The sequence below is a fragment of the Synergistaceae bacterium genome, assembly GCA_031272035.1.
Classification (GTDB): domain Bacteria; phylum Synergistota; class Synergistia; order Synergistales; family Aminobacteriaceae; genus JAISSA01.
In genome coordinates this window covers 1-14002 of sequence record JAISUO010000048.1, presented here as the reverse complement: position 1 = coordinate 14002, position 14002 = coordinate 1, and the positions used below count along the sequence as shown (strand labels likewise).

Genomic DNA, 14002 nt, shown 5'->3' with positions numbered 1-14002 from the left:
GTGACGAAAGGGCCATCCGTGGACCGGGAGAAACTTTATCGAATGATCTGCGCGCTGAGTGAAGCGGACCTTCAAAAGGTCGTCAGTTACGTGTCCTTTTTGCGCTTTGCCGGTATTTCCGACGGAAAGTTGCTTGCGGACCTGCTGGATGAGGCCGGGAAAATGGACGCCCTGCAGCCGAAGAAAACGACGCCGGATGCGGCAAAGCCGGAACCCGCACCGAAACCGATGGCGGAAGAAGTTTTAAAAACAGAAGTTTTAAAAACAGAAATTCCAAAACCGGAAGTCCCGAAAGTGGAAATCCCAAAAGTGGAAACTCCAAAACCGGAGATTCCAAAGGTGGAGCCGCCCCAAAAAGCGGACGCGCCCAAAACCGTGAAAGAAGAAATAACCTACACCAAATCCTGGATGGACGAGTCGGTGGAGTTCTTCGGGGGGAAGGTGAAGGAAGAGCCTCATCCGGCTCCGGCGACGGACCAGGGGGCGGGATTTTTCACGGATGCGGACAGCCTCAACGATTTTTACGCTCCGGTGCGCTCCTCGCGTCTTGACGACTCCCCCGACAGGGGGTCCGCTCAGGATATAAAGGACAAGTATTATATGGATTCGGAACCTTTTCCGGTTTCAGAGGAAAAAGGCTATTTCGACGGAGGAACGGAGCGCAAATCGGCCGAACGGACGCCCAGAGGTGAAGTTTCAGGCGTGGAAGACGCGTCGAAAACGGGCGGAAAGCCTCACGCTTCCCCCGCTCCCTCCGACGACTTCTTCATGCCCGTCCGCTCCGAGCGTTTCGACGAGCTTCGCAGGTCTTCGGAGCCCGAACAGCCCCCCAGGGGCGCGGCCAGGGACGTCAGGGACTTTTTGGCCGGTCTGTCCGGTCGAACGGAGGGCGGGACGGAGAAGTCCTCCGCAGAGGGGACGGCAGGGGAGCGTCCGAAGGTTTCCTCCCTGTTTTCCTTTGGAAGCGCGGCCATGTCGAAGTTCACGAAGTCCGACAAAAATTTGAAAAATGCTGAGAAGGCAGAGGAGCTTCCCAAAATCGAGAAGCCGGAACCATCGGAAAAAATCGAAGAACCCATGGTCTCCACGGATTTCGAGAAGTTCACGCCACCGCAGGAGCCCAAAAAAGCGCCCTTCTTCCCGACGGGTTCCACCGAACAGAAATCCGGACCGGAGGGCGGAAAAAAGGTTTCGGAGCCAACCGCCACGGGCAAGCAGCTGGTGCGGCTTCGAAAAATCCTGGGGCTTTCCTGCGAGGACCTGGCGTTTCTTTTCGAGGTTTCTCCCGGAGTGTTATATTCCTGGTTCAGCGACAGGGCCCCCAATGCCGCTCAGCAGGAGCTGTTGCTGTACTGCCTGGAGGTGGCGGATCGGGTGGAGCAGGTCGCCGTTCCCCGCATCGGCGCCACGGCCCGACGTCCTTTCCCGGATGGAGAGCTTTTCCTGCATAAGCTGAAGAGACAGAAAATAACAGGACAGGATCTGAAGATTCTGAAAGAAATGGCGCAGAGGGTCGAAGAGTTGCGTCGCAAGCCCAAAGGGGCGACGAAACCTTTTCACCCGTTCCAGCATACGGTAACGCTGTACTCGACTCCCTTGTATTGCGAGGTATAGATCATGTGGAACAAAGACACGAAATGGCGTCAATGCAGTATGATCAACGTGGATATTCTGAGAAATTACAATCCCGGCCTGGTAAAGACACTGAACGAAGACATCACGTATCTTTGTGTTGTTTCTCATGACGGAGACATCATGAACGACAACATGGTGCTGGAGCCCATGGTGGAATTTGTGGGAGCCAAGCGGATTCCGACGGCATCTCCGGAGCTGACCCACGCGAAGCACCCGAGCCTCCTGCACCTGGATTGTCTCTTCGACGGAGAGCCGGCCGTGGTGGAGCTGCGAGGGTCCCTGCGCCTCGCCATCTCCAAGCACAACATCATCCCCGCCATGCAGCCGGACAAAAATTTCTTCTTCGAGGAAAAGGCGAAGATAACCCTGCAAAACTGGCTCTGCTGCCGCTATCGCCGCGAAATTCTGCCGGAGTCCCTTTTGGCCCGCACGGCGCCTCTCTGGAGCTACATGAAAAACGAGGGTAAGAAGTACACCGCCAACGTCATGGGTTACTGGATCGACTACGACCCCAGAGGAGAAGAGCCTCCCGCGGAGGTCCCCTGCGTTTTCTCGCTTTTCGTGGTCTACTCGGTGCGTCACCACGACGCCCAGGAACAGGCGGAAAAGCTGGCCCTGGAGATTCGAAACCGGTTCCCGGAATGGCGCGGGGAAGTGAAGCGCCGGGAGATCGGAGATATTGAGATGAGCGACTGCCGGGCCTACGCCGAGGACTGTTTCACCCTGTTCGACCTTCAAAACTGCGTGCAGATCAACCTCGAACAGGTGGACGCTCTGGTCGAACAGTACGAAAAGGAAAAAGAAGAGCAGGAATCGCAGGAATCCCGCAAAGATTCCTCCATTAACCTGTTTTAAAAACCTGTTTTAAGAACCTGTGTTAATAATCTGTTTTGAAGCCCCATTCTCCCGGGACCTTTCGGGGCCGGTGAAAATGGGAGTCGATATTATTGGAGTCCAAATGAAGTGAAAGGTATTTTTCATCAGGTCGCCCCTTTTTGTTTTTTGCTGCTGGTGCTGATGGCTTTTTTGGGGCCCGAGACTCTGGGGTTGAAAGACGGTCCTCAGGCGCCGCCGTATTCGAAGCCGGAGTGGATGGACGACTCCATCGCTCCGGTGGAGGTTCTGCATGTGGATGGAGCGGAGGACACGCCGGTTCCACCGGAAGTCGTCCTGAACTGGAATTATGCCGCTCCTTTGAGGGTTTCCCTGACCGGAAGCCTGGGGGAGAAGGGAGAGCTGCGATGGATCACGCCATCGGGGCGGTTCGTTCCGGCCTCCGGCGCCGGAGAGCTTGACCTGGACGCCCGGGATATTCCCTTCAAAAAAGCCATGGGGCTGGGGCCCTTTGTGAACATGGCCGCGGTGCTTTTCCCCGAAAAGGGAGAATATCGTCTTTCCCTGGTGGGCAGCGGCGATGTTTTCATGAAGATTGAAGGCGGTCGATGGGGACTTCTGGGGACGGACCAGCGGGGGCGAGACGTTGCCGCCCTGTTCGTGCGGGGTATTCGCATATCCCTGATCGTGGGCATTGCCGCCACGCTGATCGCGACTCTGGCGGGGCTGTCTCTGGGGCTTTTGTCCGGTTACGCGGGGGGCCTCACCGACGCTCTGATCATGCGGGCTGTGGACGTGCTGCTCTCCATTCCCACGCTGCCGATTCTGATGGTCATCGCCGGCCTGTGGGGTAAAAGCCTGTGGAACCTCGTTTTGATCCTGTCGATTTTTTCATGGATGGGAACGGCCCGCACGGTGCGCTCCCTGACCCTCACCCTGCGCGACGCGCCCTGGGTGGAGGGATTGAGAGCTTTGGGGGCGAAGCGAAATTACATTCTTTTCCGTCATCTGCTGCCGGAGGCCCTTCCCCTGCTGCTGGCGAACATCGCCCTGGGCGTGCCGGGAGCGATTCTCGCCGAGGCGGGGCTGGCGTTTCTCGGCCTCTCCGATCCCCGACTGCCCTCCTGGGGGCGTATGCTTCACGAGGCTCACACCTTTGGGGCCTTCACCAACGGGGCGTGGTGGATGATTTTGCCTCCGGGGCTGGGTATTTCTTTGATATGCCTGATTTTTATGGACATAGGACGCCGGCTGGAGGAGCGAGCCGACCCCCGTCTTTCTCAGGAACTGCCGCCCGGCGCGGCGGGAGCGGATTCCCTCCGTAACGGCCGGGGCGACGGAGAAGGGGGGCCCGCGGCATGAGCGTGACGCTGGATATACAAAATCTCTCCGTCACCTATTCCTCCCCCAGGGGTGAAATTCCGGCCGTTCGGGAATGCAGTTTCTCCGTATCCCGGGGAGATGTGGCGGGCCTCGTGGGAGAGTCCGGCAGCGGAAAGACCAGCGTGCTGATGGCCATCCCCCGTCTTCTGCCGAGAGGAACCGCCGTTACGGGCCGGATTTTGTGCGACGGGGAGAACCTCCTTTCTCTGGGAGAAGAGGCGCTGAACACCTGGCGCTGGCGTCGTTTCGCTCTGGTTCCCCAGGGGACGGGGGCTTCCTTCACCCCTCAGATCTCCATTGGCGGTCATATCATGGAAGTTCTGCGTTTCCATTTCCATATGAAGAAGGAGGAGGCCAGGAACCGCGCCATGGATTTGCTGAAAACCACCGGACTGGAGACGTCCTTTTTCGCCCGTTATCCCCACGAGCTTTCGGGCGGGCAGAAACAGCGGGCGGCGCTGGCGACGGCTCTGGCCTGCGATCCGGATTTTCTGCTGGCGGACGAACCCACAACGGCGCTGGACGTGGTCACCCAAAAGGAAGTGCTGAGCATGATCGTGTCTCTGGTGCGAAGCCGCGGTATGGGGCTTCTGCTGGTGACCCACGATCTGCCTCTGGCGGCGGGGATCTGCGACCGCCTGGTTGTGATGAAGGAGGGCCGCATCGTTGAAAACGGACCCTGCCGTCAGGTGGTGGAACATCCCCGAAGCCCTTCGACCCGGGAGCTGATCGAAGCTCTGCGGCGTATGGAGCGGCCGGGGGCTTTGGTCGCGGAGGCCGAGTCATGACGGCGCTGCTGACGGCGACGGACCTGGGGGTACATTTTGAGGGACGGCGAAAACTCCCGGGGATTGAAAGGGGAGGCGTCTGGGCTCTGCGGCACTTTTCCCTGAACCTGGAAAAAGAGAGTAAAACCCTGTCCATCGTGGGAGAATCCGGCAGCGGAAAGACCACCCTGCTGCGGGCGCTCCTGGGCCTCGTGCCTCCCACGGAGGGAAGCGTGACCTTTCAGGGGCGGGATCTGGCCGAAATGACGGCGGAAGAACGCCAGACCATGCGCCGTCGCTGCGGGTACGTGTCCCAGGACCCCTACAGCTCTCTGCCGCCGACGCTGACGGTTCTGGGGGCCGTTCTGGAGCCCTGGACCCTTGTGCACCCTTCCCGGCGGGAGAGGGAAGAGGGGCTGAATCGGGCGAAGAAACTTCTGACGGAGCTGAAGCTGCCCGAATCCCTGTGGAACGTTCGTGTGCGCCATGCCCTTTCCGGGGGCCAGCGTCAGAGGGTGGCCATAGCCCGGGCTCTGATTCTGGAGCCGGAGCTGCTTCTGGCGGACGAGCCCACCGCCATGCAGGACGTTTCTACCCGGGGAGAGGTGCTGGACGTTCTGAGCCGCCGGATTCGGAGGGGAATGTCCATGATTCTCGTGACTCACGATCTGCTGCTTGCCCGTTACGCCGCGGAGTACGCTCTGGTTCTCTGGAAGGGGGAAATCGCGGAGTCCGGTTCTGCCGCCGACCTGCTGGAAAAACCGACTCATCCCTACACTCAGGCGCTGCTGGCGGCCCTGCCCCGACTTTAAACAAAGAAAAGAGAGAAAACACAGAGAGAAAAGAGAGGATGAAGATGGGGAAAACGTATTTCAATCCAGGCTGCGCTCTGACCATCCACAAACCGGAGGCGGAGGTCGCGCTTCTGAAGCTGCTGCGCGACAAATACGACGGGAATGTGGAGCTGCACAGTCTCTGCTGTCACCACGATCCCCAGGTGGAAAAGGGGTCCTGCATCGTGGTGGTGTGCGCGGGGTGCGACAGACGTTTTAACAAGCTGTACGAGGGAATTTCCACTCTGACCCTCTGGGAGGTTCTGGACGGTGTGGAGGGGATTCAGTACCCGGACTACAAAGGCCGGAAAATGAGCCTCCACGACCCCTGTCCGATTCGATCGAAGCCCCAGGTTCACAGGGCGGCCCGGAGTCTCCTGAAGAAGATGAACATCGAAGTTGTGGAAGCGGCCCTTCACGCCGCCTCGTCCCGATGCTGCGGGGACAGCTATTACCCGGATCTGCCTCTGGAGGAGATTCATGCGAGAATGAAGGAGCGCGCCGCTTCCATGCCCTGCGACGAGGTGGCGGTCTACTGCGTGACCTGCGTCCGCTCGATGCATTTTGGAGGGAAGAAACCGCGGTATCTCGTCGACCTGCTGCTGGGAGAGGAGACGGTTCCTCCGGAGGGCGACGTGCCCGAATGGCACGCCCGGATCAAAGAATATCGAGAACGGCACTGAGCTGGCTCGTCAGGGGAACTCGTCGGGGGTAAATGGAAGGAGGAGACGCCGTGACCGGATACATTTACAGGCGCCGCGAATGGTCGAAGTACTGTGTGGTCGCTCTGGTCGCCGGATTCGCGCTGTATGTGACGCTGGGATTTTTCCTTCTGGAGGTCCTGGGCGAGTCGCTGGCGGCGGAAATCCGTTTGCGCCTGGTCTTCGCCGTTTGTATCATTCTGGTCGCCCTCGTGACTTTTGGAGGCACCCGCATCATCCTCACGGAATCGGAGCTGAAGGTGTGGGCGGGCTTTCTCTTCAGACGGCGAACCATCCGTTATGACGCGATAAAGAGCATCAGCAGGACGCGTATTGGCTCCGAAAGGATTTTCAGCGGCATCGCGCCGACGAACAGGGCCTTTTTCTTTGGTCGGGAATCCCTTTACGCCACGGACAGCGGGCCGGGATTTCGAATCGAGCTGAAAAACGGAAAGTCCTGCGTCATCCAGAGCCACGACAGAGAAAAAATTCTGAGCGAGATGAAGAGGGTCTGCCCCTCCCTGGTCATAGAGGCCGACGAGACGAATTAGCGGGTTTCGGCCGGCCCGAATGCACCCCCGAAGAACTTTGGCTGCCCGCGTTTCGGCGGGGCGCTGTTGTTCCCATGATATACTTTTGTACGTCATATCCTGTAACGCTCTGCTTTTTTCCTCCGAGTTTCTGTTTCATGATTTTTACCAGTCTGGTCATTGAAATTCAACCGATTGGAAGGTATGAGAATGGAATATAATATCTTTGTTGGTAATGTCAGGAACGATATTGCGAAGTTTCAGAAAAATTACCCGCCCTTTGTAAGGTTTGACGCGCAGGCAGACTTGTAACCGAAATCAGTGCCGCATTACACGTGTGTGGAGGTGGAAATTGTGTTCAGGAATACGCTGGATCGTTTTCTGGAATGGATGTCTTCCATTTTCTTTGCCGGGCTCATTGCCGTTGTGCTTTTGCAGGTTTACGCAAGGATGTTTCTGCCCAAATCTCCCCACTGGACGGAGGAGGCCTCCCGTTTCCTGATGCTTTACATGGTGGCCTTCGCCGCGGGGCTGGCCGCGAAAGAACGGGCCTACGTCAACGTGGACGTGTTCATCAATTTCACCAGAGGTCGTCTGAGAACCCTGATCCAGCTCGTCATCGACCTTCTGACCATCGCCCTGATGGTGGCCACGGTCTGGTATGGCTGGAAAAACGCCCTCGTGGGGAGAATTCAAACCTCGGCATCCTTGGAGATCCCCATGCACTGGATCTTCGCCAGCATGGTTCTCCACTCCGGAAGTATTCTGCTCTATACGGTTATGCTCGTGGTCGAAGACCTCAAATCTCTGGCAAAGGGAGAAGTGAATCATGGTAACGCTGCTGTTTCTTAGCTTCGTGGTATTTCTGTTCATGGGCATTCCCGTGGCCTTTTCTCTGGGTCTGTCCTCCCTTCTCTATCTGATGGGAGCGGGGATTCCCCTCTCTGTGATTCCCCAGCGCATGTTCGCGGGAATCAACTCCTTTACGCTGCTGTGCGTACCGGGTTTCATTCTGGCGGGGAACCTGATGAACCAGGGGGGCATCTCCGACCGCATCGTGCGTTTTTCCAACGCGCTGGTGGGGCACATTCGCGGAGGGCTGGCCCTGGCCAACGTGGTGGACTCCATGGTGTTCGCGGGGGTGTCCGGGACGGCCGTGGCGGACGTGTCCAGTCTGGGGGCCATTTTGATACCGGCCATGCACAGAGACGGTTACGACATGGATTTTTCCTGTGCCGTCACGGCTTCTTCCTCCTGTCTGGGTCCCATCATCCCGCCCTCGATGCCCATGATCATCGCGGGGACGCTGACGGGGCTTTCCGTGGGCAAGCTCTTTCTGGCGGGAGCCATTCCGGGCCTGCTGATCGGCGGGTTCATGATGGTGATAACCTACTGGATTGCGGTGAAACGGGGTTATCCCAAGTATCCCAAACCGACCTGGAGGGTTTTCCTGCGGGAATTTTTCGGGGGCATTTGGGCTATCTTCATGATCGTCATCATCTTTGCCGGAATTCTCAGCGGATGGTTCAGCCCCACGGAGGCCTCGGTCGTTGCCTGCGTCTACGCGCTCTTCGTGGGACTGGTCATTTACAGAGACCTTCACATTAAGGACGTTCCGCGGGTTTTGAAGGAGTCCGCGATTATGTCGGCGTCGATCATCACGCTGGTGGCCTTTGCCAACGTGTTCGGGTGGATTCTGGCCAGCGAGCAGATCCCTCAGCTCATCGCCAAAACGATGCTCTCGCTTACCCGCAACAAAGTTCTGATTATCCTGATTATCAACATCTTCCTGCTTTTCGTGGGGATGTTCATGGAGACGATCGCGGCGCTGATGACGCTGTTTCCGACGCTTCTGGCCGTGCTGACCCAGGTGGGGGTGGACCCCATCCAGTCGGCGATGATCTGCGTGCTGAACCTGGTCATCGGCCTGATCACTCCGCCGGTGGGGGTGTGTCTTTTCGTGGCCTCCAGCATCGGAAAAATTTCCATCAGCAAAATCGTGGGGGCCAACATGCCCTATCTGATCGTCTGCCTCATTGTTCTGTTGATGGTGTCCTACATTCCCGCGCTTTCCACCTGGCTTCCGACGCTGCTGATGCACTGATACCAATGGGCAATTGCGGCTTTTGCCAAATGATTTAATAATTTTGAGAGGTGTGGTTTTGCATGGATTTTGACGACAAGCATGAAAATTCTCAGGGAAAGGAGGCAGCGTCCCAACCCCTGGAGGACGAGGTTTCGAAGGAAGCCATTGCCAGAGCCATGGAAGGCAAACTGACGAAGCAGCAGCGGGAGCTCATCGAAAAACTCGACAAGGAATCCGCGACGCGTTCTTTGGACAGCGCTTTCGTCGCGAAGCTTTTCTACGTGGCCTGCATCGCGGTCACCCTGTACCATTTCATCACCTCCTTCCTGGGAACGCCGGTGGTGCTCAAGCATCGTTCGCTGCACGTGGGCATGATGCTGATTTTGGGGTTCATCATGTATCCCTTCAGCGGCAAAAGCGGGAAAAAAGTGACATGGTTCGACTGGATTCTGATTCTTCTGTCGGCGGCGGTGCCCCTGTATGTATGGGTGGATTACCTCGGCATCATCAGCCGGGCGGGAAACCCGAACACTCCCGATCTCATCGTGGCCACGCTGCTGGTTCTGCTGGTGCTGGAAGGCTCCCGGCGCATGACCGGCTGGGCCCTGCCCATCCTGAGCATCGTCTTCATAGCCTACGGGCTTTGCGGTCCCCGCGGACTGTGGCACATCAGCCTTCCCGGCCTGTTCGGGCATCGGGGATACTCCTGGCTTCAGCTCTCCAATCAGTTCTTCGCCAACACGGAGGGGATTTACGGTTCATCGGTGAGCGTGGCGGCCAGCTATATCTATCTGTTCATCCTGTTCGGAGCGGTGATGGGAAAGTCGGGGATGGGGGCGTTTTTCAACGACGTTGCCATGGCTCTGGCGGGTCACACCAAGGGCGGACCGGCCAAGGTGTCCGTGGTGGCTTCCGGCTTTTTGGGGTCCATCAACGGCTCGGCCGTGGCCAACGTGGTTACGACGGGAGCTTTCACCATTCCTTTGATGAAAAAAATGGGGTACAGCAAAGAGTTTGCCGGCGCGGTGGAGGCCTCGGCCTCGGTGGGCGGTCAGCTGCTGCCCCCCGTCATGGGAGCGGCGGCTTTCATCATGGCCGAAATTCTCAGCGTTCCCTACTCGGTGATCATCGTGCACGCGGCCATCCCTGCGCTGATCTACTATCTGGGCATCATCATCCAGGTCCATCTGCGAGCCTGTAAAAACGACCTTCACGGTCTGCCCCGGGAGCAACTGCCCCGCATCGGCGCCGTTCTCAGGGACAAGGGCCATCTGCTGGTTCCCATCGTGCTTCTTCTCTATCTGCTTCTCTTTTCCGGGACGACGGTGGTGTTTTCAGCCGTCATAACCATTGCGGCCACAGTGGTTATCGCCTGCATCAGAAAAGCCACGCGAATGAGCTTCAGGGACATATGCGACTCCTTCGCGGAGGGCGCCAGGGCCACGGTTCCGGTGGCGATGGCCTGCGCCTGCGTGGGAATCATCATCGGCGTCACCTCCAAAACGGGATTTGGCCTCACCATGGCCAACACGATCATCACTTTGGGCAGTCAGAGCCTGATTCTCACGCTGATTTTCACGATGATCACCTGCATGATTCTGGGTATGGGGGTTCCCTCCATCCCGGCCTACATCATCACGGCGACCATCGCGGCTCCGGCGCTGGCGAAACTGGGGATTCCGCCCATTTCGGCGCACATGTTCTCCTTCTACTTCGCCATGTTCGCGAATCTGACGCCGCCTGTGGCGCTGGCGGCTTTTGCGGCGGCGGGCCTGTCGGGGGGAGATCCCATGAAAACGGGTGTCGCCTCGGTGAAACTGGCGATAGGCGGTTTTATCGTCCCCTATATGTTTATTTACTGTCCGGAGCTGCTGCTGATCAATACGTCGCTTTTGGGTGGTTTGAGGGTGGCGGCGGGAGCCTGCATCGGCGTGTTCATGATCGCCGCGGCGGTGGAGGGGTATCTCTTTACGACGATAAACCCGCTTCTGCGAATTGTCGTCTTTGGAGGAGCCCTGTGCCTCATCGACAGCGGAATGAGCACAGACCTCATCGGCCTCGCGATTTTCGTCGCGCTCTTCCTCATCCAGCGGTATCTGGCAAAAAGAGAAAAGAGCCGATCTGCTGCCGCAAAATAGAGTTATTGACGTTTTTTTCGTAAATTTTTGTTTTGGCGGCATCGAACGCGATCTCCTCGTTTCGAAAGAAATTTCGACGGGGAGATCGCTTTTTTCATTGTTTTTTCATTTCATGGTTTGCATTGTTTTTTGTCGCATTTTTGTCGCATGGTCAAAGAATATTTAATTCATACGTTATAATAAAAAAATATAGCTGAAAAAGAGCGCAGTTCGAAAGCGGCAGAGCGGGGGTTGTTTCATGAGGGAAGAGGTGTTTGTTTACGTCGGCACATACACTCAGCCGGTTCTTTTCGGAACGGGAAACGTTCTGGTGGGAAAAGGCGAGGGTATCTATTGCTATAAAATGGATTCTGAAACAGGGGAGCTGACGTATCTGTTTGTGACGGAGAACGTGCCCAATCCATCTTATCTCACTCTTTCGTCCTGCGGAAGTTTTTTGTATTGCGTAAACGAACTGAAAGAATATGAAGGCCTTGCCTCGGGAGCGGCCAGCGCTTTTGCCGTGGAAGAGGGCGGGCAGCTCCGTTTTTTGAACAGCCGCGCCACAGGGGGAACCGATCCCTGTTACATCAGCGTCAACACGAAAAATACTCATGTGGCCGTTTCGAATTTCATGAGCGGCAGCGTCTGCGTTTTCCCCGTCGAAAAAGACGGAAGCCTGGGGGAGCGCGTTTTTTTCGCCCAGCACGAGGGAAAAAGCCTTCATCCATTGCGGCAGCAGGGTCCCCATGCCCATTCCGCGGTTTTCGACCGGGAGGAAAAATACGCTTTTGTTCCGGATCTGGGCATCGATAAAATCGTGGTCTATGAAACGGATTTTTCGGGCGCAGGCCTGAAAAAGGGGCCGCCTCCCGTGTCCGTAACGGCCGGAGCCGGGCCGCGGCATTGCGTATTTCACCCATCCGGACGGTATTGTTACGTGATCAACGAGCTGGAACTCTCGGTGAGCGCTTTCGAGTACGACGGAAAGGGTTTTCTCATCCATCGTCAGACGGTCTCTCTGGTGCCCGACGGCGTGGACCGGAGCGGAAGCATTGGAGCGGACATCGGTATTTTACCGAACGGGAAATATCTCTATGCGTCCGTGCGGGGACTCGATACCCTGTCCATCCTGGAAATCACCTCCGAAGGGTTCCTGTCTCTCAGAGAAAACGTCTCCAGTCGGGGGAAAACCCCAAGGAGCTTTGCCATCACTGCGGAGGGCAGCTATCTTCTGGTGGCCAACCAGGACACGAATAATCTCGTGGTTTTCAGAATAGATTCCCAATGGGGCAGCCTGGATGAGGTCTTCGAAACGCATATTCCCACACCCGTCTGCGTTCGGCCTTTCCTGAGAAGGTGAGTGATGTTTCCGAAAAAATACGTACGTATAGTATACTAATACAGATCATGACTATTATGTATGATGGATATGTTCTGAACTTTGGAAAACAGCTTTCACTAAATTATTGGAGGGCTGACCTCTGCTGTAACAGTAACTTATCCCCAACTCGTGGGGCCAAAGCTTGCTGAAAAAACTCAATAGCCATGTTTGGAAATTAACATTATTTATATCTCTGTCAATATATTCGGAAATTGGAAGCTGGCAGGTTCACGTTTACGGAGAGTTGGAGAAACAGCCTGTATGTCGCGGAAGATTATTTGGGCATGAGAGCGATTTTGAGAGGTGAATTTGCGACATGGTGGCTTGCGGGGGTGGGATCATCTGATAAAATGACCCCACAGTCAGGCAGGTTGGTGTCGGGTGGAGGGAAAGAGATATGGCAGGTGAGAAAAAAAGTTATTACGAAATTTTGGGTGTAGACCCCAGGATTTCGCCCAGAGATCTGAAAAATCATTTCAGAAAAATCATTAAACAGTATCACCCTGACCTTCACCCGGGAGAGGGTTTTGAAGAGCAATACAGATCTGTGCTGGAGGCTTATGACGTACTGAGCACGCCGGCGAAGCGGTTTGATTACGACCACACTCATGGTTTCGCGGCGAATTCACCCATTTATGACGCTTCCGTTCACTCGGAGCCCCAGAGCGTTTCCCATGAGAAGCAGACGCCGCCGCCCCCTCAGCCGCCGAAGAAGGCAGCGGAGCCCATGGATCCTCAGGAGCTTTTCCGTAGAATCCGCGAGGCGCAGAAGCAAAAGGCCGAGAGCTATACGATGAAAGACTATCTCCTGCGGGAAAAACTGATCGGGACGGTCTTTCTGTGTTGTCTTGCCATCGCCGTGTTTTCTACCATAAGTGAAATGTTTCTGGCCTCGGCCGCCCGGGTGCCTTCGCCGTTCAGGGTCATCAGTCAGTTCGGGTTTACCTCGGGACTACTGACGCTTGGCCTGTGGATTGTCTTTTTTATATTGCGTTTTATGATGATGAACGCCCGCAGAAAACCGGGGAAAGCCTTTTTTTGGATGTATGCCCTGTTCAGCGCGATGATCTGCGTCTTTCTGCTGAAGTGGCTCAATGGAGGCAACGACTACGGCAGCGGTCTCCTGAACTTTCTTCTGGACGCGGGGATTTTCTGGGTGCTGTTCGCCTGGTCCTCCTCCACCCTGGAGATGGACCGGGACATAAGATGACAAAACGCCGAGTCTCACTGATACTCACTTAAACAATCGTTCCTGAAAGAAATCAAAAAGCGGGATTTCCTTTTATTATAACCAGCCATGGCAAACCCCAGGTGATTGTCCAGGCGATTGCCTCCGAATATTCGAAGAAACCGGCGGCTCGAACAGGCTTTCTTAAAGATGAACTCAAGGGATTTCAGGTTCCGTATGATTTTATACCAATTTGAAATAAAAGGCCTAAAGTTAGAATAGCTAAAAGCAGTGATATTCAAACATTAGCTTCTTCATTAACGCTCGGTTGAAAGCAAATTGGTATTAACAACATAATGGCGAATGAGATTATTGCTCTGTTTGAAAGTAAATAAACCGATAAATTAAAGCCGCCTCCGGCGTAAACCCGGGGGCGGCTCAATACTCGCTGAATTATTTTCTACTTGGCGATTCCGGCTTCCTTCATGACCGCGCCCAGCTGCGTGTCGGCCTCCACCATAAACTCTCCCCATTCCTTCGCCGGCAGGTACTTCACTCCAAGGC

At 56.0% G+C, this 14002-nt stretch carries 12 protein-coding genes; all 12 read left to right on the top strand.

The window, feature by feature from the left end:
- The 12 genes from LBR61_06035 to LBR61_05980 all read left to right on the top strand — a co-directional run bounded on the left by LBR61_06035 (position 1) and on the right by LBR61_05980 (position 13480).
- Entirely contained in the window at positions 1-1614 is a 1614-nt protein-coding gene (locus tag LBR61_06035; protein MDR1731637.1) for a hypothetical protein, read from the top strand.
- Positions 1615-1617: 3 nt separating this feature from the next.
- Positions 1618-2490: a hypothetical protein gene (locus LBR61_06030; GenBank protein MDR1731636.1), complete on the top strand. Its 873-nt coding sequence runs from the start codon at positions 1618-1620 to the stop codon at positions 2488-2490.
- 108 nt (positions 2491-2598) lie between these two features.
- Positions 2599-3831 carry an ABC transporter permease gene (locus LBR61_06025; GenBank protein ID MDR1731635.1) on the top strand — a complete coding sequence of 411 codons (1233 nt, stop codon included), beginning with the start codon at positions 2599-2601 and terminating at the stop codon, positions 3829-3831.
- Entirely contained in the window at positions 3828-4640 is an 813-nt protein-coding gene (locus LBR61_06020; GenBank protein ID MDR1731634.1) for an ABC transporter ATP-binding protein, read from the top strand. Before LBR61_06025 ends, LBR61_06020 begins: the two co-directional genes overlap by 4 nt.
- A complete protein-coding gene (locus LBR61_06015; GenBank protein MDR1731633.1) occupies positions 4637-5431 on the top strand; it encodes an ATP-binding cassette domain-containing protein in 795 nt (264 codons plus the stop codon). The genes LBR61_06020 and LBR61_06015 overlap by 4 nt, the downstream gene beginning before the upstream one ends.
- Positions 5432-5469: 38 nt before the next feature.
- Positions 5470-6135, top strand: coding sequence for a (Fe-S)-binding protein (locus LBR61_06010; protein ID MDR1731632.1), 666 nt, complete (start codon positions 5470-5472; stop codon positions 6133-6135).
- A gap of 50 nt (positions 6136-6185) precedes the next feature.
- Positions 6186-6704, top strand: coding sequence for a hypothetical protein (locus LBR61_06005; GenBank protein MDR1731631.1), 519 nt, complete (start codon positions 6186-6188; stop codon positions 6702-6704).
- 333 nt (positions 6705-7037) lie between these two features.
- Positions 7038-7535, top strand: coding sequence for a TRAP transporter small permease (locus LBR61_06000; GenBank protein MDR1731630.1), 498 nt, complete (start codon positions 7038-7040; stop codon positions 7533-7535).
- Positions 7513-8787, top strand: a complete 1275-nt coding sequence (locus LBR61_05995; protein MDR1731629.1) for a TRAP transporter large permease — start codon at positions 7513-7515, stop codon at positions 8785-8787. The genes LBR61_06000 and LBR61_05995 overlap by 23 nt, the downstream gene beginning before the upstream one ends.
- A 62-nt stretch (positions 8788-8849) precedes the next feature.
- The gene (locus LBR61_05990) at positions 8850-10907 is read left to right on the top strand and encodes a TRAP transporter permease (protein ID MDR1731628.1); all 2058 of its coding nucleotides are present in this window, start codon (positions 8850-8852) and stop codon (positions 10905-10907) included.
- Between the two features lie 238 nt (positions 10908-11145).
- Positions 11146-12249, top strand: a complete 1104-nt coding sequence (locus LBR61_05985; protein ID MDR1731627.1) for a lactonase family protein — start codon at positions 11146-11148, stop codon at positions 12247-12249.
- A 418-nt stretch (positions 12250-12667) separates the two neighbouring features.
- The gene (locus tag LBR61_05980; GenBank protein MDR1731626.1) at positions 12668-13480 is read left to right on the top strand and encodes a DnaJ domain-containing protein; all 813 of its coding nucleotides are present in this window, start codon (positions 12668-12670) and stop codon (positions 13478-13480) included.
- Positions 13481-14002: the final 522 nt, after the last annotated feature.

Coding starts and splice junctions, on each gene's coding strand:
- LBR61_06030 (MDR1731636.1), top strand. CDS start 1,618: ATGTGGAACAAAGACACGAAATGGCGTCAATGCAGTATGATCAACGTG.
- LBR61_06020 (MDR1731634.1), top strand. CDS start 3,828: ATGAGCGTGACGCTGGATATACAAAATCTCTCCGTCACCTATTCCTCC.
- LBR61_06015 (MDR1731633.1), top strand. CDS start 4,637: ATGACGGCGCTGCTGACGGCGACGGACCTGGGGGTACATTTTGAGGGA.
- LBR61_06010 (MDR1731632.1), top strand. CDS start 5,470: ATGAAGATGGGGAAAACGTATTTCAATCCAGGCTGCGCTCTGACCATC.
- LBR61_05995 (MDR1731629.1), top strand. CDS start 7,513: ATGGTAACGCTGCTGTTTCTTAGCTTCGTGGTATTTCTGTTCATGGGC.
- LBR61_05990 (MDR1731628.1), top strand. CDS start 8,850: ATGGATTTTGACGACAAGCATGAAAATTCTCAGGGAAAGGAGGCAGCG.
- LBR61_05985 (MDR1731627.1), top strand. CDS start 11,146: ATGAGGGAAGAGGTGTTTGTTTACGTCGGCACATACACTCAGCCGGTT.
- LBR61_05980 (MDR1731626.1), top strand. CDS start 12,668: ATGGCAGGTGAGAAAAAAAGTTATTACGAAATTTTGGGTGTAGACCCC.